Raw genomic sequence first — 23,275 nt, forward strand, 5'->3', positions numbered from 1 at the left:
GGCATGGTCCGACGACGCCTCATCCGTCGCCCCGCCGACGTCTGCGCCCATGCCGGCCGTGGTCGGTCAGAATCCGCTGGAAGGGGTAGCACCACTGTCCGGGCGACCGCGCCCGACTGTCAGTAGTGGCTGCTTCCATGGCGTCATGAGCACTGTGCACGAGACCGCCGCCCTCCTCCCCGGCCCTGCCGATCTCCGTATCCATTTGCGCGCGTTGGCCGTCCTGGACGCCGCCATCAGCGACGATCCGCGGTTCTGCCGCTACACCTTCGACGCCGCCTGGGGGCCCGGTGAGGAAGCGGCCTTGATGCAGAACGGCTCGGGAGACGACTTCTCCGTCCTCTTCACCCCGGTCGGCGTGCTCATACGCGGCTTCGACCACGAGTCGGAGATGAGCCCGTACAGCACGGGTGACGAGCAGGTCTGGCCCGGTGTGATCGACGAAGTGCCCGCCGCGCTGAGCCCGCTCCTGGACGAACCCGCCTTCCGCGACGAGGACACGGGCACTCCTCTCGTCACCGCTTGCCTGTGGCGGGAGACCGGCGACACGGCCTGGCGCACCGGCTCAGCCATCGGCTTTCCCTCCGGCAATGAGAGTCCCGATGGCTCCGGCTTCCTTTTCTCCCTCCTCACCGACCGCTCCCCCGAGGCCGTCCAGGCCCACTTCGAGGACTACTACGAACGCCCCGTGCCCCTCGATGCCGTCCGTCATGTCCTCGCCGGGCATCCCCTGACCCTTGCGATCACCGAGGCCCTCAACCCTGTCGCCCTCTCGGACAGCACGCTGCTCCAGAGGATCGCCGCGCATCCCGAGGTCGTCTCCTATCTGTCCTGCGACGGCGAGTTCGACCTTGCCCGCAGGGACCCGATCGAATCGGTCGCCCTGCCCAATGGACTGCCGGTGGAGCCCATCGCCGGCTGCAACGCGGGCGGCACCCACTACCTCTGCGGCCCGGCCGTCCCCGACGGCCCCCGCCCCGACGGCTTCCTCCCGAACGTCATGGAGGCGACCTGAACCAGCGAGTCACCAGCGGCCGGATTCCAGCCGGGTGGCTGGCAGTGCTCCGGCTTGAGCCGTGGGCCGCTACCGCGAAGGCATGACCGCACTGCCCGACTGGATGCGCCCGTGCACCCGCCCCGCGCGGAAGGCTGGTTCGGAGAGGATCCGGACCGCCTCCCGGAAGCGCCGCGCCACACCGAGCTGATCGACGGATCCCACGCATTCATGTTGTCGCCGCAAGGGTGGTGGCACGGCCATCTCATCACGATGCTCACCGTGGCCCTCATGGAGCAGGCTCCGGGCGACGTAGGAGTCGGACGGGAGATGACCATCAAGCTCGATCAACGCAATCGGCCCGAGCCGGATCTGGTGGTGGCGACGGCCGACTCCGGAGGAGCACTCTCCCAGCGCCACCCTCACCGCGCGAGCGGTCAGTAGCGGTATCGAGCCGCGAGAATGACGATCTCCTTGTCGGTCACCAGGTAGACGAGCCGGTGCTCGTCGTCGATCCGCCGCGACCACGCTCCGGGCAAGTGGTACTTCAAGGGTTCAGGTTTGCCGATCCCCGAGAAGGGGTCACGTCTGACGTCCTCAATGAGCTTGTTGATCCGGGCGAGCATCTTGCGGTCGTTCTTGAGCCAGGACGTGTAGTCCTCCCAGCCCTGATCCTCGAAGACAAGCCTCACGCGGCGCCCGCACCCGCACCCGCGGAATCCGGATCGATCAGCTCGCGCTCCGACACATTGATGCCGGCCAGGGCATTCTCGTAAGCCTTGAGCAGCCGCCGGGCGTTCGCCGGGGAACGCAGCAGGTACGAGCCTTCGCGCAGCGCCGCATAGTCCTCGGCCGAGACGAGCACCGCATTGCCGTGCTTGGAGACGATCTCGATCGCCTCGTGGTTCTCGTTGACCTTCTTGATCAGCGGAAAGAGTTCCTTACGGGCTTCACTCGCGGTTATGGACATAACCTGACCCCTTCCATCAAGTGGTACTCAATAACGTACCACTCTCAGTGCCGCCCAGGAGGAAGAAGCGCCTGGCAGGCTGTCACGCACCCGGCATCGTCCCAGCACGGTGCGACGTCACCCAGCACGCAGCAAGGGATCATCGCGCGTTCCAGCCATTGTGTACACATGGGACACTAGGTACACTTGAGCGCATGACGCAGCCACTGCCCATAGAGTCCATCCGTGACGTGCGCGCCCACCTGGCCGAGGTCGTGGAGCGCGCCGACCGCGACGACGTGCCCACGGTGATCACTCGCCGAGGCAGGGAAGTGGCCGCCGTGGTCTCCATCGAAGTGCTGCGCAAGTACCAGGAGTGGGAAGAGCGCGAGATCAACCGGATCATCGACGAGCGCATGGCCAACCCGGCACCCGGCATCCCGATCGAGGACATCATGAGGGAGACGCTGGCGCGCAGTGAGTGAGTACCGAACCGTCTTCCGCCCCGAGGCACAGGCCGAGCTTCGGAAGATCCCGCGCGAGATGGCACTGCGCATCCTGGCCAAGCTGACCGAGCTGGAAAGCGATCCGCTCGGCTGCAACACCACGGCACTCGTGTCCCAGCCAGATCGCCGACGCCTACGGGTTGGCGACTACCGCATCGTCTACACGATCGACAACGGGGAACTGGTGGTCTGGGTCGTTCATGTGGGGCACCGGTCCACCGTTTACGACACCTGACCACCGCTGACCACACGTCAGAATATCCAGCACCCGTCCAGCACGGGGACGACGAAGGGGTCGGGCCCGACAGAGCCCGACCCCTTGACGTGTACGTTTGACTCAATAGCCAACACGCAGTAGCTGCACGGCTACACGTTGAAGCGGAACTCCACGACGTCCCCGTCCTGCATCACATACTCCTTGCCCTCCATGCGCGCCTTCCCCTTCGCGCGCGCCTCCGCCACCGAGCCGGTCTCGACCAGGTCGGCGAAGGAGATGACCTCGGCCTTGATGAAGCCCTTCTGGAAGTCGGTGTGGATCACACCGGCGGCCTCGGGGGCGGTGGCGCCCTTCTTGATGGTCCAGGCGCGGGTCTCCTTGGGGCCTGCCGTGAGGTAGGTCTGGAGGCCGAGGGTGTCGAAGCCGACGCGGCCGAGGACGGCGAGGCCGGGCTCTTCCTGGCCCATGGACTGGAGGAGTTCGAGGGCCTCTTCGTCGTCGAGTTCGATCAGCTCGGACTCGATCTTGGCGTTGAGGAAGATGGCCTCGGCGGGGGCGACGAGGGCGCGCTGCTCGTTCTTGAAGTCCTCGTCGACCAGCTCGTCCTCGTCGACGTTGAAGACGTAGAGGAAGGGCTTGGTGGTGAGGAGGTGCAGCTCGTGGAGGAGGGTGCCCTGCTCGGTGCCGTGGGTGATGCCGGCGGAGAAGAGGGTGTCGCCGGCCTCGAGGATCTTCTGGGCGGCCTCGACGGCGGCGAGGACGGCGACCTTCTCCTTCTGGAGGCGGGACTCCTTGGTCAGACGGGGGATCGCCTTCTCGACGGACTGGAGGTCGGCGAGGATCAGCTCGGTGTTGATGGTCTCGATGTCGTCCTTGGGCGAGACCTTGCCGTCGACGTGGACGACGTTCTCGTCCTTGAAGGCGCGGATGACCTGGCAGATCGCATCCGACTCACGGATGTTCGCCAGGAACTTGTTGCCCAGGCCCTCGCCCTCGCTCGCGCCGCGCACGATGCCGGCGATGTCGACGAAGTCGACGGTGGCCGGGAGGATGCGCTGGGACCCGAAGATGCCGGCCAGGACGGCGAGGCGCGGGTCGGGGACGCCGACGACGCCCACGTTGGGCTCGATGGTGGCGAACGGGTAGTTGGCCGCCAGCACGTCGTTCTTGGTCAGGGCGTTGAACAGGGTCGACTTGCCGACATTCGGCAGACCGACGATTCCGATCGTGAGCGACACGTTGGCGACTTCCTGAGTGAGAGCTGGGTGTGGGCGGCGGGAGGCCGGGCGGTGAGGCCGGCCGGGGGCCGTACGGCAGCGGCCCGAACGGGGGCCGATCCCCCAGTTTACGGGCGGGGGGAAGCGGGCAGCGACGGCAGCGGGCAGTCGAACCTTTCGCCAAGGTCACCCAAAGGGCGTGTCCTGTGCCTGATTACTCCCCGCTCCCCGCCTACGTTGGTCGCGTGGAGCAGCCCAGGACCCGTCACCCCCAGAGCCGACAGCGGCCTCAGCCGCCGCTGTCGTCGCAGAGCGCACTCGCCGACGGCCCCGCCGTGTACGGCGTACGGCCCCCCGCGCGGCCCGGCCGCCCGGTGCCCCCGGTGGTGCTGGCGCTGCGGAGACTGCCCAGTCCCCGGCTGACCGGTCTGGGGGGCGGGCTCTTCGCCTCGGTGGCCATGGTGGTGATCGGGACGCTGGACTGGCTGCTGCTGGACGGCTCGCCGGTGGCGTACGGGCTGCTCTTCCTGCCGGTGTGCGCGCTGACGGCGCTCTGGGTGCGGGAGGCGGACATCGTCACCGCGCCGATCGGCGTGCCGATCGCCTTCGCCGCCGGGATCGTGCCGATCTCCGGCGGGGAGGGCGGGCTCGGCGGGCAGATCATGGCCGTGGTCACGTCGCTGGCCGTGCACGCGGGCTGGCTGTACGGCGGGACGCTGATCGCCGGGGTGATCGCCTCCGTACGGAAGGTGCGGCAGATGGGCCGCCGCAGACGGCGGACCCGCCCCGGACCGCCGTCGCCGAGCCGCCGCTAGGGCGTTTCCCACGGATCAGGCTGAGCCCCAGCAAGATCCGTAAGAGACGGCCTAGCGGCGGCTGTCGGACGAGGAGGCCATCGCCGCGCCCACGATCCCCGCGTTGTTCTGGAGCTGCGCCGGGACGACCTCCGCCCGGATCCCCTCCAGATGCGGAATGAACTTCTCGGCCTTTCGGCTGACCCCGCCGCCGATGATGAACAGCTCCGGCGAGAAGAGCATCTCCACATGGGCCAGATACTTCTCCAGCCGCCGCGACCAGTGGGGCCAGCTGAGGTCCTCGTCCTCCTTGGCCTTGGTCGAGGCGTGCTTCTCGGCCTCCCGGCCGTGCAGTTCCAGATGGCCCAGCTCGGTGTTGGGCACGAGCCGCCCGTCGATGAAGACGGCGCTGCCGATGCCGGTGCCGAGGGTCAACAGCATCACGGTGCCCTTGCGGCCCCGGCCGGCGCCGAAGGTCATCTCGGCGACGCCCGCCGCGTCCGCGTCGTTGAGCAGGGTGACCGGAGCGCCGCCGAGCCGGTCGCTCAGCAGTTTGGCCGCGTCCCGGTCGATCCAGCCCTTGTCGACATTGGCCGCGGTGCGGGTGACGCCGTCCGTCACCACGCCCGGGAAGGTGATGCCGACCGGACCGGACCACTCGAAGTGCCGCACCACCTCGGCGACCCCGTCCGCCACCGCGTCCGGCGTCGCCGGATGCGGTGTCAGCACCTTGTGGCGCTCCTGCGCCAGGTCGCCGCGCTCCAGATCCACGGGAGCGCCCTTGATGCCCGAGCCGCCGATGTCCACTCCGAAGACGTTCATGGAGTCAACGTTAAGGGCAGCCCCCGGCTGTTACTTGTCGAACGCCTCGGACGCACCGGTGGACGCGTTGGCGGACGCGCCGGCCATCAGCCGTGCCGCCTCGGCGCGCAGATCGCGGCGCAGCTCCTTGGGCAGCGAGAAGGTGATCGTCTCCTCGGCGGCCTTCACCAGCTCGACGTCCTCGAAGCCGCGCTGGGACAGCCACTCCAGCACCTCTTCGACCAGCACCTCCGGCACGGACGCGCCCGAGGTCAGACCGACCGTGGAGACGCCTTCCAGCCAGGCTTCGTCGATCTCCTTCGCGTAGTCGACCAGGTGGGCGGCGCTCGCGCCGGCCCCCAGGGCCACCTCGACCAGCCGGACCGAGTTGGAGGAGTTCTTCGAGCCGACGACGATGACCAGGTCGGCCTCGGCGCCCATCTGCTTCACGGCGGTCTGGCGGTTGGAGGTGGCGTAGCAGATGTCGTCGCTCGGCGGCGCGATGAGCTGGGGGAACTTCTCCTTCAGCCGGTCCACGGTCTCCATGGTCTCGTCGACCGAGAGGGTGGTCTGGGAGAGCCAGACGACCTTGGACTCGTCGCGGACCTCGACCTTGTCGACGTCGTCGGGGCCGTCGACCAGGGTGATGTGGTCGGGGGCCTCGCCGGAGGTGCCGATGACCTCCTCGTGGCCCTCGTGGCCGATGAGCAGGATGTCGTAGTCCTCGGCCGCGAAGCGGACGGCCTCCTTGTGCACCTTGGTGACCAGGGGGCAGGTCGCGTCGATGGTCGCCAGGTTGCGCCGGGCGGCCTCGTCGTGGACGACGGGGGCGACGCCGTGCGCGGAGAACATGACGATGGATCCCTCGGGGACCTCCGCCGTGGTGTCGACGAAGATCGCGCCCTTCCGCTCCAGCGTCTGGACGACGTACTTGTTGTGGACGATCTCGTGGCGGACATAGACCGGTGAGCCGTACTGCTCCAGGGCCTTCTCCACGGCGATCACGGCGCGGTCCACGCCCGCGCAGTAGCCGCGGGGAGCGGCGAGAAGGACGCGGCGGGCCGGAGACGTAGAAGTCATGCCTCCCATCGTAAGGCCGCTCAGAAGAGGCGGGATCTCACCGCCCGGGGGAAGACTTGAGGACGCACGCGACGGGCACGACGGCGCGGACGCGCCGCCCGCGACGGACGGAGGGCCGATGGCCACAGCTGAGGAGGGCCCCGGCCCGGCCGGGGAGGGCGGCCGGCTGCGGCGGACCCTCGGCTTCCGCGATCTGGTGGTGTACGGGCTGCTGTTCATCGCCCCGATGGCCCCGGTCGGGGTCTTCGGCACGCTCGACGCCAAGTCGCACGGCGCGGTGGCGCTGGTGTACGCGGTCGCCACGGTCGCCATGGCGTTCACGGCGCTGAGCTACGCGCAGATGGTGCGGGTCGCGCCGCAGGCCGGGTCGGTCTTCACCTATGCCCGCAAGGCGCTGGGCGAGGGGCCCGGGTTCATCGCCGGGTGGATGGCGCTGCTCGACTATCTCCTCATCCCGGCCGTCGCGTACCTCTTCTCGGGGATCGCGATGGAGGCGCTGGTACCGCAGGTCGACCGGTGGGTGTGGACGGGGATCGCCGTCGTGGTGACCACGCTGCTGAATCTGTGGGGCGTCCGGGCGGCGGCCCGGGTCGGCTTCGCGGTGCTGGCGATGGAGATCGTGGTGCTGGTGGTGTTCGTGGTGTCGGCGGTGGTCGTGCTGGCCCGGGACGGGGCGCAGCGGGAGTGGCTCTCGCCGCTCACCGGGGACACCGCGTTCTCGATGGCGGCCGTGTTCGGCGCGGTGTCGGTGGCGGTGCTGTCGTATCTGGGCTTCGACGCCATCGCCTCCTTCGCGGAGGAGGTGACCGGCGGCTCGCGGAAGGTCGCGAGGGCGGTGCTGCTCTGTCTGGCCCTGGCGGGGGTGCTCTTCTTCGTGCAGACGTATCTGGCGGCGCTGCTGGAGCCGGTGTCCTCGGCGGAGCTGGCGGCGAATCCGGCCGGGCAGGGCGCGGCGTTCTACGACGCGGTGGACGCGTCGGTCGGCTCCTGGCTGCACGATCTGATCGCGGTGAGCAAGGCGATCGGGGCGGCCTTCGCGGCGCTGGCGGGGCAGGCGGCGGCGGGCCGGCTGCTCTTCGCCATGGCGCGGGAGCGGCGGCTGCCGCGGGTGCTGGCCCGTACGGACGGCGGTACGCCCCGGGTCGCGCTGCTGCTCGCGGCGGCGGTGAACCTGGTGGCGGCGGTGTGGGCGGCGCGCCGGGCGGACGGTCTGGGTCTGCTGGTGTCGGTGGTGGACATCGGCGCGCTGACGGCGTTCGTGCTGCTGCACGCGAGCGTGATCGGCTGGTTCGTGGTCCGGCGGATGGAGGGTCCGCCGCACTGGCTGCGCCATCTGGTGGCCCCGGCGCTGGGCGCGGCGATCCTGATCGCGGTGATCGTGGAGGCGTCCGGCACGGCGCAGCTGGTGGGTGTGGTGTGGCTGGGGGTGGGTCTGGTGGTGCTCGCGGTGCTGTGGGGGCGTGCGGTGCGCCCAGGGGGCGGGGACGGGCCCCGGGGGCCCGGGGAGCCCCGGCGGGCCCGGAGGCTCTGAGGCGGCCACGAGGCGGGTTCCGTGACGGGTGCGCCCGCGGCCGGGGCCGGTCCCGCAGGGGCGCGCAGGTCGTCGGGGCATTGTCGGACCCGGCCGTTACGCTCGCTCGTATGGCTCTCAACACGTCCCCGGACGCCCCGCTCCCCGTCGGCGAGGTGTCCCGGCTGATCGGCGGCTGGATCGACCGGCTCGGGGCGGTCTGGGTGGAGGGGCAGATCACCCAGTTGTCGCGGCGGCCCGGGCAGGGCGTGGTCTTTCTGACCCTGCGGGATCCCGCGCACGACATCTCGGTGGGCGTCACCTGTTACCGGCAGGTGTTCGACGCCGTCGCCGACATCGTGACCGAGGGCGCCAGGGTCGTGGTGCACGCCAAGCCTGAGTGGTACGCGCCCCGGGGGCAGCTGTCGCTGCGGGCCGTGGAGATACGGCCGGTGGGCATCGGCGAGCTGCTGGCCCGGCTGGAGCGGCTGAAGCGCCTCCTCGGGGCCGAGGGTCTCTTCGCCGCCGACCGGAAGAAGCCGCTCCCGTTCCTGCCGCACCGGGTGGGGCTGGTCTGCGGCCGGGCCTCCGCCGCCGAGCGCGATGTCCTGGAGAACGCGCGGCGGCGCTGGCCCGCCGTCCGCTTCGAGGTGCGCAATGTCGCGGTCCAGGGGGTGCGCGCGGTCAGCCAGGTGGTCCAGGCCGTCCAGGAGCTGGACGAGCTGGCCGAGGTGGATGTGATCATCGTGGCGCGGGGCGGCGGCAGCGTGGAGGATCTGCTGCCGTTCTCGGACGAGCGGCTGGTGCGCGCGGTCGCCGAGTGCCGTACGCCGGTGGTCTCGGCGATCGGGCACGAGCCGGACGCCCCGCTGCTCGACCTGGTCGCCGATCTGCGGGCCTCGACGCCGACCGACGCCGCCAAGAAGGTGGTGCCGGACGTGGGCGAGGAGCTGGAGCGGGTGCGGCAGCTCAGGGACCGTTCGCTGCGGACGGTCCGGGCACTGCTGGAGCGCGAGGAGCGGGGGCTGGCCCATGCCCTGTCCCGTCCCTCGATGGAGCATCCGCACCGGATGGTCGACCAGCGGGAGGCGGAGGCCGACGCCCTGGTCGCCCGCAGCCGGCGGGTGCTGGGGCATCTGCTGGACCGCGCGGACTCGGAGCTGGCGCACACCCGGGCGCGCGTGGTCTCGCTCTCCCCCGCCGCGACCCTGGAGCGGGGGTACGCGGTGCTGCGGCGCGACGACGGCACGGTGGTGCGCTCGGCCGGCGAGGTGACGGCGGGCGAGGAGCTGCGGGCCCGGGTCTCGGAGGGCGAGTTCGCCGTACGGGTGACGGACTGAGCCCCGCCCCGCCGTCCCCGCACCCCCAGGAAGCCCCGCATCCCGCGGAAATCATCAGCCACAGGCAGGAATGGATCGCATGACCGCTGACACGGACGAGACCGCACTCGGATACGAGCAGGCCAGGGACGAGCTGATCGACGTCGTCCGCCGGCTGGAGGCGGGCGGCACCACGCTGGAGGAGTCGCTCGCGCTCTGGGAGCGCGGCGAGGAGCTGGCCCGGATCTGCCGTCACTGGCTGGAGGGCGCGCGCGCCCGGCTGGACGCGGCGCTGCGCGGCCCCGGGACGGAGACCGCGCCGGAGACTGGGACGGAGAGCGACGAAGTAACCTCGGAGTGAGAGAAGGAGCAGGTGGGACGGGCCGGGCACGGCGAGCGTCCGATGTGAGGCGACTCACAACAGCGGATTAGTTGAAATTTAATCTACTGCGCTACGGTTGCACCCGGTCGTACACCCCCACCGCCCTGAAAGGTGCGCCGCATGTCTCTCGTCCTTGACCCCGTCGCCCAGGACCTCCTCTTCCGCGAGGCTCGTACCGCCAACACGTTCACCGATGAGCAGGTGACCGATGAGCAGGTCCAGGCGATCTACGACCTCGTCAAGTACGGGCCGACCGCCTTCAACCAGACCCCCCTGCGGGTCGTCCTGGTCCGCTCGGAGGAGGCCCGCGCCCGGCTGCTCCCCCACATGAGCGAGGGCAACCGGGCGAAGACCGGCACCGCGCCGCTCGTCGCGATCCTCGCCGCGGACAACGAGTTCCACGAGGAGCTGCCCCGGCTGCTCCCGCACTTCCCGCAGGCGAAGGACGTCTTCTTCTCGGAGCGTTCGACCCGCGAGTCGAACGCCGGCATGAACAGCGCGCTCCAGGCCGCGTACTTCATCGTCGGCGTGCGCGCCGCCGGTCTGGCCGCGGGCCCGATGACCGGCTTCGACTTCGCCGGTGTCCAGAAGGAGTTCCTGGACGACGACCACACCCCGCTGATGATCGTCAACATCGGCCGGCCGGGCGAGGACGCCTCCCTCCCGCGCCTGCCGCGCCTCGACTACGACGACGTGGTCACCACCGTCTGACCGATCGACGCCACCGGCCCGCCGGCCGGTACGCACAAGGGCCGCCGCACCCCTGCCGGGTGCGGCGGCCCTTCTGTACGAGTCCGCACGAGTCCGCACGAGTCCGTACGAGTCCGTACGGGAGAGCCTCAGGCCTTGGGGATCGCCGGGGAGGGCTTCGGCACGGGCTTCGACTCCAGCGCCGCCGCCATCTCCGTCAGCCGGGCCAGCGGGGCGGTGCCCGTCACGACCGTGATCGCGCCCTTCTCCTCGCGCACCAGGGCGTCGTACTTCGACCCCTCCCAGCGCTGCCAGGCCTCGCCGTTCACCTGCTGCGTCTTGCCGGTGTTCTCGGCCCGGTGGGTGACCTTGGGGATGAACTTGCCCTTGACCTCGGTCGACTGCTCGACCGCCACGTACTCCTTGTCCGGGTCGAGGAACCCGAGGTGCCAGGCGTCGCCGTCGTACCCCTTGTAGGAGACCGAGGTCGCCTTCCACTCCTCGGGCAGGCCCTTCGGCGCGACGATCGGATACGGCGCGGCGCGCTGTGCCGTCACCTGCTCCACCCGGTAGTCGACCCGCTTGAGCGGATCACCCTCGTCGTCATTCGGAAGAGCCGTGTAGTAGATCACGCCGACGACGCCTCCGATGGCCAGCATCGAAAGAATCATGTCGCGGATCGTCTGTCTGCCTCGCATACCTGCCACGACACCATCGTCGCATCCGAGGTGCGCGCTCAAACGTGGGCCCCGCTGCTCATTCTGTCGATGGGCGGATACTGTGTCTTCCTGGGGGCACCCCCGGAAACCCCCTCAAAACCCTCATTCCGGCCGTCGTCGTACAGAAAGGTGCGCTCCGATGACCGAGCACATGCCGTCCCAGCTGGAGGTCTCGCCCGAGGCCCCCGACCGCAACCTCGCCCTGGAGCTGGTCCGGGTCACCGAGGCCGCCGCCATGGCCGCCGGCCGCTGGGTGGGGCGCGGCGACAAGAACGGCGCCGACGGCGCGGCCGTCAGGGCCATGCGCACCCTCGTCCACACCGTCTCGATGAACGGCGTCGTCGTCATCGGCGAGGGCGAGAAGGACGAAGCGCCCATGCTCTTCAACGGGGAGCGCATCGGCGACGGCACCGGGGCCGAGTGCGACATCGCCGTGGACCCGATCGACGGCACCACCCTGGCGGCCAAGGGCATGCCGAACGCGATCGCGGTGCTGGCCGCCACCGACCGGGGCGCGATGTTCGACCCCTCGGCCGTCTTCTACATGGACAAGCTGGTGACCGGCCCGGAGGCGGCCGACTTCGTCGACATCAACGCCCCCGTCCAGGTCAACATCCGCCGCGTCGCCAAGGCCAAGGGCGTCGCCCCCGAGGATGTGACCGTCGTCGTCCTGGACCGCCCGCGCCACGAGTCCGTCGTCAAGGAGATCCGCGAGACCGGCGCGCGCATCAAGTTCATCTCGGACGGCGATGTGGCCGGCGCGATCATGGCGGTGCGCGAGGGCACCGGCGTCGATCTGCTGATGGGCGTCGGCGGCACCCCCGAGGGCATCATCACGGCCTGCGCGATCAAGTGCCTCGGCGGCACGATCCAGGGCAAGCTCTGGCCGAAGGACGAGGCCGAGCGCCGGCGGGCCCTGGACGCGGGCCACGACCTGGACCGGGTGCTCCTCACGGACGACCTGGTCAAGGGGGACAACGTCTTCTTCGTCGCGACCGGGATCACCGACGGCGAGCTGCTGCGCGGGGTGCGGTACGGCGGCGCCACGGCCACCACCCAGTCGCTGGTGATGCGCTCCAAGTCGGGCACCATCCGCCAGATCGACTCCACGCACCGGCTGTCGAAGCTGCGCGCCTACAGCCAGGTCGACTTCGACCGCGCCCAGTAGCGAACGAGCCCGGAAGGGACGACGACAGACGAAAGGGGTCGCCCAGTGCGGTGGGCGACCCCTGGCCGGGGTTCCGGCTCAGGCCGCGGACTGGGTCTTCTTGACCTCGACATCGCGCCGCCGACGCCGGGCGAGCACCACCCGGCGCTCCGCGGCCGTCAGCCCGCCCCACACCCCGTACGGCTCGGGCTGGAGCAGCGCGTGCTCCTGGCACTCGACCATCACCGGGCAGCGGGCACAGACCTGTTTCGCGGCCTCCTCACGGGACAGCCGCGCGGCCGTCGGCTCCTTGGACGGGGCGAAGAACAGCCCGGCCTCGTCCCGACGGCACACCGCCTCCGCGTGCCAGGGTCCGTCCTGGTCTTCCCTCACGGGGACACGCTGAGACGGAACAGCGGTCACCTGCAAGGACTGGTACGGCAGTTGCAGCACGGTCTACTCCTGACGACGGCTTCGCGAGCGAGAGACGATGCAGCACTCCCTACCCGCTGTACGCACTCCTATGCACTGAGTGGCGCAGACGCCGGGGGCGCGAAACCGCGCGTGGGCGCTCAAGGCCGAAAACCGCTCCGGAGCGCGCGACCGTCAGCCGAGGTATTTGCGCAGGCGACGCTGGAGGTCGGAGACCCTGTGCCCCCGCTTGGGCCGGGCCTCGACATTTCCGAAAACCGAGTATCCGTTGACGATCACCACCGGAGCATCCGGATTGGCCGCCTCCAAGGTGCTGACCTCGAAGTTCCCGAAGATCCCGTTCCCATTGCCGCGCAGGGTGATGTTCTCCGGAACGCGCACCTCGACATTGCCGAAGACCGAGGTCGCGTTGATCACCGTGGTCCGCTGCTCGAACAGGGCCTGGGTGAGGTCCAGCTCGATGTTCCCGAAGAGGGCGAAGGCGTTGGTGCGGCGGCCGACCCGCCAGCGGCCCTTGCGGACGGAGGAGGAGAAGACGGCGACCAGGTTCTCGCCGGCCTCCCCCTCGGCCTCGGGGCCGTACGCGTAGGCCTCGGAGCTCTTCCCCTCCGGGGCGGCCGGCAGGTCCTGGACGATGGGCTGGAGCTCGCCCACCGTCTTGGCCCGGTACACGCGGTCGATCCGCTCGGAGTGCTCCTCGGGATCGAGCCGGCCCTCCGCCAGGGCGTCCCGGAGAATGTCGGCGATCCGGTCACGGTCGGCGTCGGACGCGCGAAGGGCATCGGAAGCACGGGAGGGCGCGCCGGGCTCCAGGGGGACGACAGGCTTCTGGGGCTGCTTTTCGAGGTCCACGGAGCCAGGGTAGCGAAACGCGATAGATCGCGACCAGGGGCCACACGGCACACCGGGCCCCGGGCCTCGGCGACTGAGCCTTACCTCACCGCAGCCCACCGCCGGGCGCGCTCTACGCTGGAAGCCGCCCCGCAGCCCGTCAAATGTGTTATGTCCGTCAAGTCTGCCGAGTGAGGAATGGCCGCGATGCCAGAGTTTACGTACTCAGATCTGCTCCCCCTGGGAGAAGACACCACGCCCTACCGGCTGGTGACCGCCGAAGGCGTCTCCACCTTCGAGGCGGACGGACGTACATTCCTCAAGGTCGAGCCGGAAGCGCTGCGCACGCTCGCCGCCGAGGCGATGCACGACATCTCGCACTATCTGCGCCCCGCCCATCTGGCGCAGCTGCGCCGGATCGTGGACGACCCGGAGGCCTCGTCCAACGACAAGTTCGTCGCGCTCGACCTGCTGAAGAACGCGAACATCGCGGCGGCGGGCGTGCTGCCGATGTGCCAGGACACCGGCACGGCGATCGTGATGGGCAAGCGCGGCCAGCAGGTGCTGACGGCGGGCGGCGACGAGGCGGCGCTCTCGCACGGCATCTACGACGCGTACACCAAGCTCAACCTCCGCTACTCGCAGATGGCCCCGCTCACCATGTGGGAGGAGAAGAACACCGGCTCGAACCTGCCCGCGCAGATCGAGCTGTACGCGACCGACGGCGGCGCGTACAAGTTCCTCTTCATGGCCAAGGGCGGCGGCTCGGCGAACAAGTCCTTCCTCTACCAGGAGACCAAGGCGGTCCTCAACGAGGCCTCCATGATGAAGTTCCTGGAGGAGAAGATCCGCTCGCTGGGGACGGCCGCGTGCCCGCCGTACCACCTGGCGATCGTCGTCGGCGGGACCTCGGCGGAGTTCGCGCTCAAGACCGCGAAGTACGCCTCCGCGCACTATCTGGACGAGCTTCCCGCCGAGGGCTCCCCCACCGGACACGGCTTCCGGGACAAGGAGCTGGAGGAGAAGGTCTTCGAGCTGACCCAGCGGATCGGGATCGGCGCGCAGTTCGGCGGCAAGTACTTCTGCCACGACGTCCGCGTGGTGCGGCTGCCCCGGCACGGGGCCTCGCTGCCGGTGGCGATCGCGGTGTCGTGCTCGGCGGACCGCCAGGCGGTCGCGAAGATCACCGCCGAGGGCGTCTTCCTGGAGCAGCTGGAGAAGGACCCCGCGCGGTTCCTCCCCGAGACCACGGACGAGCACCTCGAAACGGACGGCGACGTCGTCCGGATCGACCTCAACCGCCCGATGGACGACGTCCTGGCGGAGCTGACCAAGTACCCGGTCAAGACCAGGCTCTCGCTCTCCGGCCCCCTGGTCGTGGCGCGGGACATCGCCCACGCCAAGATCAAGGAGCGGCTGGACGCGGGCGAGGAGATGCCGCAGTACCTGAAGGACCACCCGGTCTACTACGCCGGTCCCGCCAAGACCCCCGAGGGCTACGCCTCCGGCTCCTTCGGGCCCACCACGGCGGGCCGGATGGACTCGTACGTGGAGCAGTTCCAGGCGGCCGGCGGGTCGAAGGTGATGCTGGCGAAGGGCAACCGCTCGCGACAGGTGACGGACGCGTGCGGCGCGCACGGCGGCTTCTACCTGGGGTCCATCGGCGGGCCCGCGGCGCGGCTGGCGCAGGACTGCATCAAGAAGGTCGAGGTCGTGGAGTACGAGGAGCTGGGCATGGAGGCGGTGTGGCGGATCGAGGTGGAGGACTTCCCCGCGTTCATCGTCGTCGACGACAAGGGCAACGACTTCTTCACCGAGCCCGCGCCCGCCCCGACCTTCACCTCGATCCCGGTGCGGGGCCCGGGTCTCGGCTGACGCGGGGCTCCGTCGCTGTTCCCCCGGCCGGGGCCCGGCCGGGGGAACAGCGACGGGAACTCAGGCGAAGCGCTGGTTCGAGCCGCCCGAGCAGGGCTGGAGGCGCAGCGCCTCGCGCGCGCCGCTGTGGGTGACGCAGAGCTGCTGCGCGTCGGCCGGGCGCAGGGTGCCGCCGGAGGCGAGGAAGCGCTGGTTGGCGGAGCCGGAGCAGTTCCAGACGATCAGCGCGGCCCCGGCGCGGTAGTCGGAGCCGGGGACGTCGAGGCAGCGGTCGTGGCTGAGTTCGGTGTGGATCGAGCCGCGCGCCGGATCGTGCCACCAGCCCTGGTTGCGCCCGCCGTGGCACTCCCAGCCCACCGCGGCCGTCCCGTTGCGCGTCACCGAGCCGGTGACGTCCGCGCAGGCCCCGGTCCCGGCGTTCCGCAGCGGCCGGTAGAGGTCGTCCCACGCCCCGGTCACCAGCTCGGCCCGCCCGGTGGACGCGCCGTCGGCGCAGCTCGCCTCGCGCGCGCCGGAGGCGTACAGCTGGGTGAGGCAGGAGGCGAAGGCCCCGTGGCCCCGGGCGTTGGGGTGGAAGGACTGGCGGACGGAGTTCTCGTCCGGCGGGAAGTGGCCGAGGTCGATGAAGAGCCCGCGCGCCCAGGTGTTGTCGGAGCAGACCTCGTGGCCGTGGAAGAGCCGCGAGTTGTCGAGGTAGACCGCCCCGGTGGCCGCCGCCGCCCGGCGCATTCCGCGCTCGAAGACGGGGACGGCGGTGTTCCGGCCCCAGGCGGTGTCGGAGTCGTACCCCTGTCCCCCGCAGATCAGTTTGCCGGGGAAGTTCGGGTTGTCGCGGAAGTCCGGGCCGATCGGGCTGGGGTAGCCCATCACCACGAGCTTGTAGTCGCCGTCCGCGTACCCCGCGTCCCGCATCACCGTGCGCAGATCGCGGACGGTCGCCTCGACCTTGGGGACCAGCGCGTCCACCCGGGCCTGCCAGCCGCCGGCGTACTTCGGCTCGCAGGGCCCCTGGAGGGTGACATAGCGGGTGACGCAGTCGGTCATCACCGGGGCGAATTCGAGGTCGTCGTTGGCCCCGGCGACCAGCAGGACCATCTTGATGCGGGTGTTGCGCGCCTTCACGGCGAGGCTGTCGCTCTGGACCGGCTCGTCCGCGTACTGCCGGACGCCGCCGATGCGGATGTTCCCGGTGTCCGCCCCGGAGCAGGCGACGTTGTACGTCACGTCGGCGGGGATCCCGGTCCGGTGGATCGCCGCCTCGGGCGAGCGGTGGCACCAGTTGCCGGGGCCGTCGGTGCCCGGTTCGTAGGAGCCGATGCCCTCGCCGGAGATCTCGCTGTCGCCGAGCGAGATCAGCGCGGTCCTGCGCTCGGCGAGCGGGCGCTCGCCGGGGCTGCCGTACAGCCTCACGGCCTCGGCGGCGCGCACCGCCTCCAGCGGGGGCGCGAGCGGCACGGCCGCGCTCCGTACGGGGTTCCCCGCGCCCTCGTCGGCGGCGGCTGCCGGGGCCGTCAGCCCCAGCAGCCCGGCGGTCAGCGCGGCGGCGGCGACCGCCGCCGTACAGCGAAGTCGGTGCCCGGTGGTACGTGCGGTGCGTCTCACAGCGCCTCCCCGGCGATCGGCCGGCCGCGTCGGCCGGCCTCATCGGTTGACGTCATCGGTTGACCCCAGATGTTTACTGGCCGGTAGCCAAGATGGGAATAGGCTCGTCACGACGAATGCTCAAGCTCGGTACGGGGGTGCGCCCCGTACCGGACCCAGCCAGGAGGCAGAGCGGCCATGACCGACGCCGGCGACGACCACCGCATCGAGCACGACTCCATGGGCGAGGTCCGGGTGCCCGCGCACGCCAAGTGGCGGGCTCAGACACAGCGCGCCGTGGAGAACTTCCCGGTGTCGGGGCAGCGGCTGGAGCGGTCCCACATCGAGGCGCTCGCCCGGATCAAGGGCGCCGCCGCCCGGGTCAACGCGGAGCTGGGAGTCGTCGACAAGGACATCGCGGACGCCATCGCCGGCGCGGCCGACGAGGTCGCCGAGGGGCGCTGGGACGAGCACTTCCCGGTCGACGTCTTCCAGACCGGCTCGGGCACCTCGTCCAACATGAACACCAACGAGGTGCTGGCGACGCTGGCCACCGAGCGGCTGGGCCGCCCGGTCCACCCCAACGACCATGTGAACGCCTCGCAGTCCTCCAACGACGTCTTCCCCTCCTCGATCCACATCGCGGCCACCGCCGCCGTGACCGCCGACCTGATCCCGGCGCTGGAGCATCTCGCGACCGCCCTGGAGCGCAAGTCGGCCGAGTTCGCCGAGGTCGTGAAGTCCGGGCGGACCCATCTGATGGACGCCACCCCGGTCACCCTGGGCCAGGAGTTCGGCGGCTACGCCGCGCAGATCCGGTACGGGGTGGAGCGGCTGCGCTCCGCCCTGCCCCGGCTGGCCGAACTGCCCCTGGGCGGCACCGCCGTCGGCACCGGGATCAACACCCCGCCCGGCTTCTCGGCCGCCGTCATCGCCGAGGTCGCGCGCGCCACCGGGCTGCCGCTGACCGAGGCCCGCGACCACTTCGAGGCGCAGGGCGCGCGGGACGGGCTGGTGGAGACCTCCGGCCAGCTGCGGACCGTCGCCGTCTCGCTCACCAAGATCGCCAACGATCTGCGCTGGATGGCGAGCGGACCGCGCACCGGCCTCGCGGAGATCAATCTCCCCGACCTCCAGCCCGGTTCCTCGATCATGCCCGGCAAGGTCAACCCGGTGATCCCCGAGGCGGTGCTGATGGTCGCCGCCCAGGTGACCGGCAATGACACCACCGTCGCGATCGCCGGCGCGGCCGGCAACTTCGAGCTGAACGTGATGCTCCCGGTGATCGCCAGGAATCTGCTGGAGTCGATCCGGCTGCTGGCCGCCGCCTCCCGGCTGCTCGCGGACCGTACCGTCGACGGCGTCACCGCCAACGTCGAACGGGCCAGGGAGTACGCCGAGTCCTCCCCGTCCGTGGTCACCCCGCTCAACAAGTACATCGGCTACGAGGAGGCCGCCAAGGTCGCCAAGAAGTCGCTCGCCGAGCGCCGGACGATCCGTGAAGTCGTCCTGGAATCGGGGTACGTGGAGCGCGGGGACCTCACTCTGGAGCAGCTCGATCAGGCCCTGGACGTGCTCCGGATGACGCGCCCGTGATCCGCGTCGCTGCGCGAACGGACGGGTACTCCTAATATCTGCTCATGACAGGCACGGATCGCACCGCACGCTGGAGCCCGGGGGACCACATCCTCTGGCGCTATCGCGGCCATGCCCCGGACCGCTCGGGGCGTGAACACGTGGACATCTGCCGTCCCGTGACCGTTGTCCAGGACACCGAGGAGATACTCGCGGTGTGGATGGCCCCGGGCACGGAGTGCGTCAAACCGGTCCTCGCCGACGGCACCCCCGTCCATCAGCAGCCCCTCGCCACCCGCTACACGGCCCCGCGCAAGATCGTGCGGGACCGCTGGTTCGGCAACGGGGTGCTGAAGCTCGCCCGGCCCGGGGTGCCGTGGTCGGTCTGGCTCTTCTGGGACGCCGGCTGGGAGTTCCGCAGCTGGTACGTCAACCTGGAGGAGCCTCGTACCCGATGGGCTGGCGGAGTGGACTCCGAGGATCATTTTCTGGACATCTCGGTCTACCCCGACCGCAGTTGGCTCTGGCGGGACGAGGACGAGTTCGAGCAGGCGCAGCGGGTGGGGCTGATGGGCCCGGAGAAGGCCCGCCGGGTGCGGGAGGCGGGCGACGCGGCGGTCGCGGCCATCAGGGCCTGGGAAAGCCCCTTCCCGGACGGCTGGGAGGAGTGGCGGCCCGATCCCTCGTGGCGGGTGCCCGAGCTGCCCGAGGACTGGAGCCGTGTCCCGGCCCGGCTGGCGTCATGAGCGGTGCCGGGGCCCGGCCGGGTCCGGGCGGGCCGCCGGGCGGCCCGCGCAAGATGTCCGACTCCCGTACGGGAAGACGCTCCGGCGTATACGGCGTCGTGAGACTCTTGATACGCCCCCTGGGGGCAAACGTAGGATCGTCGTCCGCAGGCTGCGCCGTTCGGCAGGTGTTCGGTAATCATTGAGCGCAGCACCGGATCTGACCGCAAGTCATCACGAGTCACTTCTAGGGGGTGGAGCCGTGCCGGATGCCCGCCACCCTGTCGACGCCACCCGTAGAGCGGGTATACCGCCTCACGAGGCGTTTGCATCGCACACCCGGCCCAGACGGACGGAAGCCCACGCGTGACGGAGCAGCCCACCTCCCACGAAGGCCGGCAGCCCTTGGCTGCCCGGCCGCAGGAACGCACCCGGCCCCGGGCCGAGGCGGCCGGTGCCACGGCCGTGCCCGGGCCGGCCGTCCCCGCGCCCAACGGGCCGCCGCAGGATCTCCAGGATCTCGCGGCGACGGCCCGGCGCGAGGGGGACCGACTGCGTTTCGTCGGCGCCGCCACCCGTCGGATCGCCCGCGGGATAGACCTGGACGAGATCGTGCTGGGGCTGTGCCGGGCCACCGTGCCCACCTTCTCCGACGCGATCCTGGTCTATCTGCGCGACCCGCTGCCGGTCGGCGACGAGCGCCCGGTCTCGCCGTTCGTGCTACGGCTGCGCCGTACCGACCGGCTGCGTTTAGCCGAAGACATCGCCGACTTCGGCGCGGCCTCCGCGATCCCGGTCATCGATCCGCACAACGACCTCACCCCGGCCGCCGAGCTGTGCGAGGTGCGCTCCGGCGGGGCGCTCTCCGAGGTGCTGCGCGGGGTGCGGCCGGTCTTCGGCGACTCCGCCGCGGCCCGGGCGGCCCTGCCCGAGCTGCTCGGCGCGGACCGTACGGTGCCCAACGGCCATCGCGCCATACTGGCTCCGCTGCGCGGCCGGCGCCGGGTGATCGGCGCGGCCGTCTTCCTGCGCAGGCCCGACCGGCCCGCGTTCGAGCCCAATGATCTGCTGGTCGCCGCCCAGCTGGCGACCCACACCGCGCTCGGCATCGACAAGGCGGTGCTGTACGGCCGGGAGGCGTACATCGCGGACGAGCTCCAGCGCACCATGCTGCCGGACTCGCTGCCGCAGCCGACCGGGGTGCGCCTCGCCTCGCGGTATCTGCCCGCCGCCGAGACCGCGCGGGTCGGCGGCGACTGGTACGACGCGATCCCGCTGCCCGGCAGCCGGGTGGCGCTGGTCGTCGGCGATGTGATGGGCCACTCGATGACCTCGGCCGCGATCATGGGCCAGCTGCGGACCACGGCGCAGACCCTGGCGGGTCTGGATCTGCCGCCGCAGGAGGTGCTGCACCATCTGGACGAGCAGGCCCAGCGGCTGGGCACCGACCGGATGGCCACCTGCATGTACGCGGTGTACGACCCGGTATCGCACCGGATCACCATCGCCAACGCGGGCCATCCGCCGCCGGTGCTGCTGCATCTGGGCGGGCGGGCCGAGGTGCTGCGGGTGCCGCCCGGCGCGCCGATCGGTGTCGGCGGGGTGGACTTCGAGGCGGTGGAGCTGGACGCTCCGGCGGGCGCGACCCTGCTGCTGTACACCGGACGGTCTGGTGGAGTCCCGGCTGCGGGACGTGTGGACCGGCATCGAGCAGCTGCGGGAGCGGCTGGCCGCGGCCGCCCAGCTCACCGGCCCGGACCACTCGCCGCCGCTGGAGGCGCTCTGCGACGACGTCCTGGACATGCTCGGCCCCGGCGACCGGGACGACGACATCGCGCTGCTCGCGGCCCGTTTCGACGGGATCGCGCCCAGTGACGTCGCCTACTGGTTCCTGGAGCCGGAGGACGCCGCTCCGGGCCGGGCCAGGCGGCTCGCCCGCAGGGCGCTCGCCCGATGGGGTCTGGAGGAGCTGAGCGACGCGGTGGAGCTGCTGGTCAGCGAGGTGGTCACCAATGCGGTGCGGTACGCGGAGCGGCCGGTGACCCTGCGGCTGCTGAAGACCGACGTACTGCGCTGCGAGGTCGGTGACGACTCCCCGCAGCTGCCCAGACAGCGCAAGGCGCGGGACACCGACGAGGGCGGGCGAGGGCTCTTCCTGGTGAACCGGCTGGCGCGGAGGTGGGGCGCGACCCGGCTCTCCAGCGGCAAGGTCGTCTGGTTCGAGCTGCCGACCCGGCCCTAGGAGGCCGCGGAAAGACACATGTGAGCGCCGGTGCGGGGAGAGCCCGCACCGGCGCTCAAATGTTGCCGACAACGTGTCGGCGGCGTTGACTGGGGAACACGGCCGAAGCGACAGCACCCTCATCCCTCAAGGACGGAGGACGCTCGTGACCGAGTCATCCCCCAAGGTCGCGTACACGACCAACAACGCCGGGATCCCGGTGGAGAGCGACGAGCACTCGCTCACCGTGGGCCCCGACGGCCCGATCCTGCTCCACGACCACTATGTGATCGAGAAGATGGCCCAGTTCAACCGTGAACGGGTCCCGGAGCGGGTGGTGCACGCCAAGGGCGCGGGCGCGTACGGCTTCTTCGAGGTCACCCAGGACATCAGCCAGTACACCAAGGCCGATCTCTTCCAGCCGGGCAGGCGCACCGAGATGCTGGCCCGGTTCTCCACGGTCGCCGGCGAGCAGGGCTCCCCGGACACCTGGCGGGATCCGCGCGGCTTCGCGCTGAAGTTCTACACCGACCACGGAAACTACGACATGGTCGGCAACAACACGCCGATCTTCTTCGTCCGGGACCCGCAGAAGTTCCAGGACTTCATCCACTCGCAGAAGCGCCATCCGGTCACCGGGCTGCGGAACAACGAGATGCAGTGGGACTTCTGGACCCTCTCCCCCGAGACGGCCCACCAGGTCACCTGGCTGATGGGCGACCGGGGCATCCCCAGGTCGTACCGGTTCATGAACGGCTACAGCTCGCACACCTATCTGTGGGTGAACGGCGGCGGTGAGCGGTTCTGGGTGAAGTACCACTTCAAGACCGACCAGGGCATCGACTTCCTCCCGCAGGCGGAGGCGGACGAGCTGGCCGGGCACGACGCGGACCGGCACCGCAGGGATCTGCACGAGGCGATCGAGTCGGGCGACGCGCCGAGCTGGAGCCTCAAGGTGCAGATCATGCCCTTCGAGGACGCCCCGGACTACCGCTTCAACCCCTTCGATCTGACCAAGGTGTGGCCGCACGGCGACTACCCGCTGATCGACGTGGGCCGCTTCACGCTGAACCGGAACCCGGAGGACTACTTCGTCCATATCGAGCAGGCCGCCTTCGAGCCCTCGAATCTGGTGCCGGGCATCGGCCCCTCCCCGGACAAGATGCTGCTGGGCCGGCTCTTCTCGTACCCGGACGCCCATCGGTACCGGATCGGCACGAACTACAGCCAGCTGCCGCCGAACCGGCCGCACTCGGGCGTGAACTCCTACGCCAAGGACGGCTCGATGCGGTACTTCCCGTCCAACGCGTCGATGCCGTACGCGCCGAACTCCTTCGGCGGGCCGGCGGCCGACGTGGAGCACTTCGGCACACCGGCGGGGTGGGCCAGCGCGGGCGAGATGGTCCGCGCGGCGTACACGCTGCGCTCCGAGGACGACGACTGGGGGCAGGCGGGCACGCTGGTCCGTGAGGTGATGGACGGGGCGGCCCGGGACCGGCTGGTCTCCAATGTCGCCGGGCATCTGAGCCAGGGAGTCTCCCGGCCGGTCCTGGAGCGGGCCTTCCAGTACTGGCGCAAGGTCGACAAGGAGACCGGCGACCGGATCGCCAAGCAGGTGAACGGCGGCTGATCCACGGGAGCGGCCCCGGAAACCACGACCGCGCCCGTGCCCCCGGTGGATTCCGGGGGCACGGGCGCGGTCGTCGCTCT

General features: G+C 70.5%; 22 protein-coding genes and 2 pseudogenes. 15 read left to right on the plus strand and 9 right to left on the minus strand.

Annotated elements, in window-relative coordinates; genetic code table 11:
• Positions 1-145: 145 nt before the first annotated feature.
• Both ABD371_RS14920 and ABD371_RS14925 read left to right on the plus strand, forming a co-directional pair.
• Positions 146-1,015 (plus strand): hypothetical protein, encoded by an 870-nt coding sequence (locus ABD371_RS14920; protein ID WP_344476891.1) that lies wholly within the window; start codon positions 146-148, stop codon positions 1,013-1,015.
• An 82-nt stretch (positions 1,016-1,097) separates the two neighbouring features.
• Positions 1,098-1,384: pseudogene (locus ABD371_RS14925) on the plus strand (Uma2 family endonuclease); the annotation flags it as partial.
• Positions 1,385-1,431: 47 nt separating this feature from the next.
• On the opposite strand, the gene ABD371_RS14930 reads toward ABD371_RS14925, so the two are convergent.
• Together ABD371_RS14930 and ABD371_RS14935 are read right to left on the minus strand one after the other, a co-directional pair.
• Positions 1,432-1,686, minus strand: coding sequence for a Txe/YoeB family addiction module toxin (locus ABD371_RS14930; RefSeq protein WP_099889683.1), 255 nt, complete (start codon positions 1,684-1,686; stop codon positions 1,432-1,434).
• On the minus strand, positions 1,683-1,964 hold the full coding sequence (locus ABD371_RS14935; RefSeq protein WP_344476896.1) for a type II toxin-antitoxin system Phd/YefM family antitoxin: 282 nt from the start codon (positions 1,962-1,964) through the stop codon (positions 1,683-1,685). Before ABD371_RS14935 ends, ABD371_RS14930 begins: the two co-directional genes overlap by 4 nt.
• A 194-nt stretch (positions 1,965-2,158) precedes the next feature.
• Here ABD371_RS14935 and ABD371_RS14940 point away from each other — a divergent pair, with 194 nt between their 5' ends.
• Positions 2,159-2,428 (plus strand): type II toxin-antitoxin system Phd/YefM family antitoxin, encoded by a 270-nt coding sequence (locus ABD371_RS14940; protein WP_329583153.1) that lies wholly within the window; start codon positions 2,159-2,161, stop codon positions 2,426-2,428.
• Complete coding sequence (locus ABD371_RS14945) at positions 2,421-2,684, plus strand: type II toxin-antitoxin system RelE family toxin (RefSeq protein ID WP_344476899.1); 264 nt, start codon at positions 2,421-2,423, stop codon at positions 2,682-2,684. The genes ABD371_RS14940 and ABD371_RS14945 overlap by 8 nt, the downstream gene beginning before the upstream one ends.
• 131 nt (positions 2,685-2,815) lie before the next feature.
• Here the strand turns inward: ABD371_RS14945 and ychF are convergent, their stop codons facing one another.
• Positions 2,816-3,904, minus strand: a complete 1,089-nt coding sequence (gene ychF, locus ABD371_RS14950; protein WP_344476901.1) for a redox-regulated ATPase YchF — start codon at positions 3,902-3,904, stop codon at positions 2,816-2,818.
• Between the two features lie 224 nt (positions 3,905-4,128).
• Here ychF and ABD371_RS14955 point away from each other — a divergent pair, with 224 nt between their 5' ends.
• A complete protein-coding gene (locus ABD371_RS14955; protein ID WP_344476903.1) occupies positions 4,129-4,698 on the plus strand; it encodes a DUF6542 domain-containing protein in 570 nt (189 codons plus the stop codon).
• A 51-nt stretch (positions 4,699-4,749) separates the two neighbouring features.
• Here ABD371_RS14955 and ppgK read toward each other — a convergent pair whose 3' ends face one another.
• Positions 4,750-5,499 carry a polyphosphate--glucose phosphotransferase gene (gene ppgK, locus ABD371_RS14960; RefSeq protein ID WP_344476906.1) on the minus strand — a complete coding sequence of 250 codons (750 nt, stop codon included), beginning with the start codon at positions 5,497-5,499 and terminating at the stop codon, positions 4,750-4,752.
• Positions 5,500-5,529: 30 nt separating this feature from the next.
• Entirely contained in the window at positions 5,530-6,567 is a 1,038-nt protein-coding gene (locus ABD371_RS14965; RefSeq protein ID WP_344476908.1) for a 4-hydroxy-3-methylbut-2-enyl diphosphate reductase, read from the minus strand.
• Positions 6,568-6,676: 109 nt separating this feature from the next.
• Here ABD371_RS14965 and ABD371_RS14970 point away from each other — a divergent pair, with 109 nt between their 5' ends.
• From ABD371_RS14970 to ABD371_RS14985, 4 genes are all read left to right on the plus strand, one after another.
• The gene (locus ABD371_RS14970; RefSeq protein ID WP_344476910.1) at positions 6,677-8,089 is read left to right on the plus strand and encodes an APC family permease; all 1,413 of its coding nucleotides are present in this window, start codon (positions 6,677-6,679) and stop codon (positions 8,087-8,089) included.
• Between the two features lie 110 nt (positions 8,090-8,199).
• Positions 8,200-9,408, plus strand: coding sequence for an exodeoxyribonuclease VII large subunit (gene xseA / locus ABD371_RS14975; RefSeq protein ID WP_344476913.1), 1,209 nt, complete (start codon positions 8,200-8,202; stop codon positions 9,406-9,408).
• 79 nt (positions 9,409-9,487) lie between these two features.
• On the plus strand, positions 9,488-9,748 hold the full coding sequence (locus ABD371_RS14980; protein ID WP_344476916.1) for an exodeoxyribonuclease VII small subunit: 261 nt from the start codon (positions 9,488-9,490) through the stop codon (positions 9,746-9,748).
• Positions 9,749-9,889: 141 nt separating this feature from the next.
• Positions 9,890-10,480: a malonic semialdehyde reductase gene (locus ABD371_RS14985; protein WP_344476918.1), complete on the plus strand. Its 591-nt coding sequence runs from the start codon at positions 9,890-9,892 to the stop codon at positions 10,478-10,480.
• Between the two features lie 128 nt (positions 10,481-10,608).
• On the opposite strand, the gene ABD371_RS14990 is transcribed toward ABD371_RS14985, so the two are convergent.
• On the minus strand, positions 10,609-11,157 hold the full coding sequence (locus tag ABD371_RS14990; RefSeq protein ID WP_344477234.1) for a DUF4245 domain-containing protein: 549 nt from the start codon (positions 11,155-11,157) through the stop codon (positions 10,609-10,611).
• 160 nt (positions 11,158-11,317) lie between these two features.
• Here ABD371_RS14990 and glpX point away from each other — a divergent pair, with 160 nt between their 5' ends.
• A complete protein-coding gene (gene glpX / locus ABD371_RS14995; protein WP_344476920.1) occupies positions 11,318-12,346 on the plus strand; it encodes a class II fructose-bisphosphatase in 1,029 nt (342 codons plus the stop codon).
• 78 nt (positions 12,347-12,424) lie between these two features.
• On the opposite strand, the gene ABD371_RS15000 is transcribed toward glpX, so the two are convergent.
• Positions 12,425-12,778 carry a WhiB family transcriptional regulator gene (locus ABD371_RS15000; protein ID WP_344476921.1) on the minus strand — a complete coding sequence of 118 codons (354 nt, stop codon included), beginning with the start codon at positions 12,776-12,778 and terminating at the stop codon, positions 12,425-12,427.
• Positions 12,779-12,931: 153 nt separating this feature from the next.
• Positions 12,932-13,609: a DUF1707 SHOCT-like domain-containing protein gene (locus tag ABD371_RS15005; RefSeq protein WP_344476922.1), complete on the minus strand. Its 678-nt coding sequence runs from the start codon at positions 13,607-13,609 to the stop codon at positions 12,932-12,934.
• A gap of 186 nt (positions 13,610-13,795) precedes the next feature.
• Here ABD371_RS15005 and ABD371_RS15010 point away from each other — a divergent pair, with 186 nt between their 5' ends.
• Positions 13,796-15,463 (plus strand): fumarate hydratase, encoded by a 1,668-nt coding sequence (locus tag ABD371_RS15010; protein WP_344476924.1) that lies wholly within the window; start codon positions 13,796-13,798, stop codon positions 15,461-15,463.
• Positions 15,464-15,523: 60 nt separating this feature from the next.
• Here ABD371_RS15010 and ABD371_RS15015 read toward each other — a convergent pair whose 3' ends face one another.
• Positions 15,524-17,065 (minus strand): ricin-type beta-trefoil lectin domain protein, encoded by a 1,542-nt coding sequence (locus ABD371_RS15015; RefSeq protein ID WP_344476926.1) that lies wholly within the window; start codon positions 17,063-17,065, stop codon positions 15,524-15,526.
• Between the two features lie 177 nt (positions 17,066-17,242).
• Here ABD371_RS15015 and ABD371_RS15020 point away from each other — a divergent pair, with 177 nt between their 5' ends.
• The 4 genes and pseudogenes from ABD371_RS15020 (at position 17,243) to ABD371_RS15035 (ending at position 23,195) form a co-directional block, all read left to right on the plus strand.
• Entirely contained in the window at positions 17,243-18,640 is a 1,398-nt protein-coding gene (locus ABD371_RS15020; RefSeq protein WP_344476928.1) for a class II fumarate hydratase, read from the plus strand.
• A 44-nt stretch (positions 18,641-18,684) separates the two neighbouring features.
• Positions 18,685-19,365 carry a cytidylyl-2-hydroxypropylphosphonate hydrolase gene (gene fomD / locus ABD371_RS15025; protein ID WP_344476930.1) on the plus strand — a complete coding sequence of 227 codons (681 nt, stop codon included), beginning with the start codon at positions 18,685-18,687 and terminating at the stop codon, positions 19,363-19,365.
• Between the two features lie 345 nt (positions 19,366-19,710).
• Positions 19,711-21,586: pseudogene (locus tag ABD371_RS15030) on the plus strand (SpoIIE family protein phosphatase).
• Between the two features lie 145 nt (positions 21,587-21,731).
• On the plus strand, positions 21,732-23,195 hold the full coding sequence (locus ABD371_RS15035) for a catalase (protein WP_344476932.1): 1,464 nt from the start codon (positions 21,732-21,734) through the stop codon (positions 23,193-23,195).
• Positions 23,196-23,275 lie beyond the last annotated feature (80 nt).

The sequence above is a fragment of the Streptomyces amakusaensis genome, from assembly GCF_039532665.1.
In the GTDB taxonomy this organism is placed as follows: domain Bacteria; phylum Actinomycetota; class Actinomycetes; order Streptomycetales; family Streptomycetaceae; genus Streptomyces; species Streptomyces amakusaensis.